This window comes from Bacteroidia bacterium (assembly GCA_025056095.1).
Taxonomy (GTDB): Bacteria; Bacteroidota; Bacteroidia; order JANWVE01; family JANWVE01; genus JANWVE01.
Genome location: JANWVW010000175.1, coordinates 1 through 5,844, shown reverse-complemented (window position 1 = coordinate 5,844; position 5,844 = coordinate 1). Strand labels below are relative to the sequence as shown.

Sequence of the window (5,844 nt, the reverse complement as noted above, 5' to 3'; positions counted from 1 at the left end):
GCGAAGCACCGAAGCGAAGCGTAGTGCGGAATGCCCCGACCCTTGCGTCAGCAAGGGGCACGCCCAAAAAAATAAAATTATTTTTTAACAAAATTCGTTTATGCCATACATTACAAGGTTTGCTTGAAATATGTATTTTTGCTTTATGCGAGCTACCAAGAAGCAGTTGCAGAATTTAGAAAACGAAGTTGAGGCTTTGGGCTACACAGTGCGGTACGAAAAAGGTAACTTCAACGGAGGATACTGCGTAGTAAAACAAACCAAAGTAGTAGTGGTAAATAAATTTTTTTCATTAGAAGGAAAAATTGCAGTATTGCATAACATTATTGAACAAATTAAAGCAGATATTGCCGTACAAAACGCACTACAAGAAGATAAAATCAGTATATGAAAGTAACTTTTTTAGGTACAGGTACTTCACAAGGCGTACCAACTATAGGTTGTACATGTCCTGTTTGTACCTCTGAAAGTCCATACGACCAACGCTTACGGTGCTCAATTTGGATAGAAGTACACGGAAAGCACTTTGTGATAGATACAAGTTCGGATTTTAGACAGCAAATGCTTCGTGCCAAAGTGCCTCGCATAGATGCTATACTTTTTACGCATGCACACAAAGATCATGTCAGCGGTTTAGACGATATTCGCGCATACAATGCCCTTCAAAACGGCGCAATTGACGCATATTGCAACGAACAAACGGCAACTCAAATACGCGAAGAATTTTCATATATTTTCAGAGAACCTAAATATCCCGGCATCCCACAGCTTAACTTACATGTGGTAGATTTAGAACCTTTTTTGGTGCAAGGTGTAAAAATTATACCTATTGAAGTTATTCATTATAAACTTCCCATTTTAGGCTATCGAATAGAAAACTTTACCTATATCACAGATGCTAGTTTTATTAGCGACGAAATGAAAGCTCGCATTCTTGGTTCTGATGTACTTGTTCTTAACGCACTCCGAAAAGAAAAGCATATTTCCCATTTCACTTTATCTGAAGCTTTGTCGGTCATAGAAGAAATAAAGCCTCGTAAAGCCTACTTGACGCACATAAGTCATCAATTGGGCTTGTACGAGGTAGTTTCAAAGGAATTACCACCGAATGTATTTTTAGCTTATGACGGCTTGGCTATTACTGTGTAAAGACTTATTTAACTTATTTAGCTAACAGTTCCTCTATTTTTTGGACTATTCTATCGCTCATAGGTTTAGTAGTAGGTTCAAAATTAGCTACGAGCTTTCCGTTTCTGTCAATTAAAAATTTCTCAAAATTCCAGCTAACTTCGGCATCCATGACGCCATTGAGCTCTTTTTTGGTCAAAAATTGATATAGCTCGCACATATCTTTGCCCTTTACAGATACCTTTTCAAACATAGGAAAGGTAACGCCATAGTTTTTAGTACAAAAGGCTTTAATTTCTTCCTCTGTGCCTGGTTCTTGCTGTGCAAAGTTATTTGCAGGAAAACCTAACACTTCAAAGCCCTTGCTGTGGTATTTTTCGTATAGGGCTTGCAGCTCTTTATATTGTGGGGTCAAGCCGCATTGGCTAGCTACATTGACAATAAGTAATACCTTGCCTTTGTACTCGGAAAGGCTAATTTCTTTGTGGTCAATAGTCTTGACCTTGTAATCATAAATAGACTTTGTCATATTTTTTTTGAAAAAGTTTAGTTGAGGTTTAGCAAATGAAATAAATAAAATACCTATGCTTGCTAGTAATAGCAATAATATGGTTAGGTAGTGCTTTAACATACTGTAAAAAACAAATCATTTCTTCAGAAAGTTGCAAATATGTAAATTTAGTTAATTTTAACGGTAGGAATTTGGACATATAGAATACTTTTGTGTATTTTCGCAAAGCAAAACAAGTTGAAAAATGGCAGTTATCATAGAAAAAAAGGATAAAACAGTATACGAGGAGTACTTAGCAAAGTCTTCTGCTAATAGAACTCAATTGAAGGATTTGAACACAGATGAGATGATTCTAAACATGGGTCCCCAGCACCCTTCTACGCATGGGGTACTTCGTTTAGAATTGATTACTGATGGTGAGATTGTAGTGGATGTTATTCCGCATTTAGGGTATTTGCATAGATGCTTTGAAAAACACGCTGAAAGCTTAACATACGCCCAAATTATTCCTTATACCGATAGAATGGACTACTTGTCCTCTATGAACAACAATTTTTGCTTTGCAATGGGCGTAGAACGCATGCTTGGAATAGAGAAGGAAATTCCTAAGCGAATTGAATATATTCGAGTACTAGTAGCTGAACTCAATCGTATTGCTTCACATATCATCGCTTTGGGTACTTATGGGATTGATATTGGTGCTTTCACGCCGTTTTTGTGGCTAATGAGAGATAGGGAGCACATTCTCAATCTATTAGAGTGGGCTTCAGGGGCAAGGTTATTGTACAATTACATTTGGATAGGCGGACTTTTTCATGATCTCCCCGTAGGTTTTGAAGAAAGATGCAAGGAATTTATTGACTACTTCAAACCCAAGCTAGACGAATTCAACAATCTACTATCCTACAACAAGATATTTGTAGAGCGCACCGCAAACGTTGGAGTATTACCATTAGAAGTAGCCATTAACTATGGGTGTTCAGGTCCAGTGCTTAGAGGTTCAGGATTAAAATGGGACTTGCGCCGTGTAGATGGCTATTCTGTATATCCTGAATTAGAATTTGACATTCCTGTGGGCAAAGGTTTAATGGGTAAAGTGGGCGATTGCTGGGATAGATACTATGTACGTGTGCAAGAAATGTACGAATCCGTCCGCATTATTGAGCAATGTTTAGAGCGCCTAATGAAAGACTTGAAACGTACCCCTGATTTTGACCCACATGAAGCTATTCCCAAAAAATTAGTCCCAAAAGCAGGAGAATATTATGTAAGAGCAGAAAATCCTCGTGGAGAATTGGGATATTACTTCATTGCCGATGGCAAAAAAGATGTACCTTTCCGATGCAAAGCTAAAAGCCCTTGCTTTGTCAATCTGTCTGTAGTCCCTGAAATTTCTCGCGGTGCCATGATAGCCGACTTAATTGCTATCATCGGTTCTATTGATATAGTACTAGGTGAAGTAGATAGATAATTCGATACCTACTTGCACAAGACTAAAAGCAGGAATACAACACAGTAGCCATTTTTAAGCTTAGTTTTTATTTTGTTAGCAGGAAATTGGCTACCCTATTTTTTTCTAAAAACGTTACTTTTGCAACCATAACAGAATTATGTCTAGAAAAGCCACTCCTAAAAAATCTCAAAAACAATCTAGTAGCACTAAACGTAAACTCAAAATAGGCTACGTAATACCTACTTTAGATACAGTAATTTTACCAGGTACGGTTTATCCTCTATTAGTAGGTAGAACCTTTTCTGCCAGTGCTGTCAATTTGGTCAATGAGCTTGGCAACCAGTTTAGATTAGTACTTATTCCTGACTTCAAAAAAGAGGAAAAACAAAACCCGATAGAAAACATTGTAGAGCTAATTTTTGACCAAAAAATAGGTGTAACTGCAAGAATAGAACATTTTACCACTTTACCCAGTGGACTATACAAAGTAGTAGTAAAAGGCTTAGAGCGAGTTTTAGCCACTGATTTTGACTATAATACCGAAGAGCAAGTAATTACCACAAGGTATGAAGTTTTACCTGTTACAAAAGATCTAACAGTACAGCAAGATAAAGCCTATCTCAAAACCTTGAAGGAGTTATTTGAGCGGTATGTGTCTATTCAAGACCCTTCAACACAGTTAGATTACAAAGTAGCCCAGCCTGAATTCAAGCCCGTTTATGAAAATGAGCTAATTCTCTACCAACTTGCGAATATTCTTCCGCTCTCTTGGGAAATGAAATATGAACTGCTCAAAAAGCAGACCTTGAACGAACAATATAACTTTTTAATTGAGTTTTTACAAAATGAAATTGAGGTAGCTTTAATAAAAAAGGAAATTCAACAAAAATTAGAAAAGGGAGTAGAAAGAAACCAAAGAAAATACTACGTACAGGAGCAGCTGCGAGTATTACAAGAAGAGTTTGAAGAAGAGGGAGTTAATCCTGAAATTGCTAAACTGCGTAGTTTGGTTGAAAAAGCAGGGATGCCTGAAAAGGTAGTTCAAAAATGTAACGATGAGCTCGAAAAACTCAAACGTATTCCCCCTATGTCCCCTGAATATGGAGTAATTGTCAATTACATTGAATTACTGACCAGCTTGCCTTGGTCAAAAGCTAGTCAAGATAATTTAGGACTACTTCATGCGCAGCAGGTATTGAATGCGCATCACTATGGGCTAGAAAAAGTAAAAGAAAGAATATTAGAGTACATTGCTGTATTAAACAATTCAGGTAATCCCAAAGGGCAAATACTTTGCTTAGTAGGTCCACCGGGCGTTGGAAAAACCTCTTTAGGTAAGTCCATAGCGGAAGCATTAAATAAGAAATATGTCCGTATTGCATTAGGAGGAATAGCAGATGAAGCCGAAATACGCGGACATAGGCGCACTTATATCGGTTCTATGCCTGGGCGAATCATCAACGCTATGAAGCGTGCAGGCGTTATCAATCCGTTAATTGTGTTAGATGAAATAGATAAACTAGGAAAAGACTACAAAGGCGACCCTGCCGCAGCTTTATTAGAAGTTCTTGATCCCGAACAAAATCATAGCTTTAACGACCATTTCGTAGAAGTAGACTATGACCTTTCTCGTGTATTTTTTATCGCTACTGCAAATGTAGAAACAGATATTCCCATAGCCTTACGAGATAGAATGGAAATCATTCATTTAGAAGGTTATACAGAAAATGAAAAACTTCACATTGCTACTCAATTTTTGATACCTAAACAGTGCAAAGAAAACGGGCTTGGTGTGCAAGATGTTACTTTCGAGGAAAAGGCTATTCTCAAAATTATCAATGAGTACACTGCGGAAGCAGGGGTAAGGAACTTAGAGCAAAAAATTGCTAGCATTATCCGAAAAATTGTGCGTAAGCATATAGAAGCCAAAGAAAAACAGGAGAATATTTTGCCAATTCAAATCAAAGAAAGTGATATAGAGCAATACCTTGGGGCTTTACGCGCCAAAGAAGTTCCAAAGTGGAACGAAGATAAAATTGGCGTTGCTTACGGGTTAGCTTGGACAAGTACAGGTGGCAAACTACTGCCTATTGAGTGCACTGTATGTGAGGGAGAGAGCAAAATTCATCTTACAGGGCAAATCGGAAATGTGATGAAAGAATCTGCCCAAGCAGCTTATACTTTTCTCAAAGCTCATGCGCAGCGCTGGAATATTTCTACGGAAACTTTCAAAAATAAAGAAGTCCACATTCATCTACCTGAAGGTGCTATTCCAAAAGATGGACCCTCAGCAGGAATTGGGCTATTTACTGTCCTTTACTCTGTTTTTACGCAAAAACCTGTGCGTAATGATGTTGCCCTTACAGGTGAAATTACCCTGACGGGGCAAGTGCTGCCTATCGGCGGATTGACTGAAAAAATTTTGGCAGCTAAACGCAATCGTATTTACAATGTCGTTATACCTATGGATAATCATGACATGCTAAAAGAACTTAATTCTGAAATTTTGGAAGGAATGAACATTATCCAAGTTAAGCATGCTTTTGAGGTAGTGGAGCATCTATTCCGTTGAGATTGTGTAAAGTTAAGCATAAAAACGAGTGCATTTCAAACTAAGCTAGCAGTGGCTCAACCGTGTAAAAAGGGATATATTGTTTTTGATATAAAAGTTGAATTTTATTTTTTGGGCGTGCCCTTGCCCACACTTCGCTTGCGCTTGTGTGGGCAAGGTCGGCGTGCTTCGGGCTACGCT

General features: G+C 38.0%; 5 protein-coding genes. 4 read left to right on the top strand and 1 reads right to left on the bottom strand.

Going from position 1 to position 5,844, the window contains the following annotated elements; translation table 11 throughout:
• The first annotated feature begins 145 nt into the window (after positions 1–145).
• The gene (locus NZ519_11090; GenBank protein ID MCS7029296.1) at positions 146–391 is read left to right on the top strand and encodes a hypothetical protein; all 246 of its coding nucleotides are present in this window, start codon (positions 146–148) and stop codon (positions 389–391) included.
• On the top strand, positions 388–1,149 hold the full coding sequence (locus tag NZ519_11085) for an MBL fold metallo-hydrolase (protein MCS7029295.1): 762 nt from the start codon (positions 388–390) through the stop codon (positions 1,147–1,149). Before NZ519_11090 ends, NZ519_11085 begins: the two co-directional genes overlap by 4 nt.
• Before the next feature lie 13 nt (positions 1,150–1,162).
• Here the strand turns inward: NZ519_11085 and NZ519_11080 are convergent, their stop codons facing one another.
• A complete protein-coding gene (locus NZ519_11080) occupies positions 1,163–1,657 on the bottom strand; it encodes a glutathione peroxidase (GenBank protein MCS7029294.1) in 495 nt (164 codons plus the stop codon).
• Between the two features lie 328 nt (positions 1,658–1,985).
• Between NZ519_11080 and NZ519_11075 the strand changes: the two genes are divergently transcribed.
• The gene (locus NZ519_11075; GenBank protein MCS7029293.1) at positions 1,986–3,110 is read left to right on the top strand and encodes an NADH-quinone oxidoreductase subunit D; all 1,125 of its coding nucleotides are present in this window, start codon (positions 1,986–1,988) and stop codon (positions 3,108–3,110) included.
• 139 nt (positions 3,111–3,249) lie between these two features.
• The gene (lon, locus tag NZ519_11070) at positions 3,250–5,664 is read left to right on the top strand and encodes an endopeptidase La (GenBank protein ID MCS7029292.1); all 2,415 of its coding nucleotides are present in this window, start codon (positions 3,250–3,252) and stop codon (positions 5,662–5,664) included.
• Positions 5,665–5,844 lie beyond the last annotated feature (180 nt).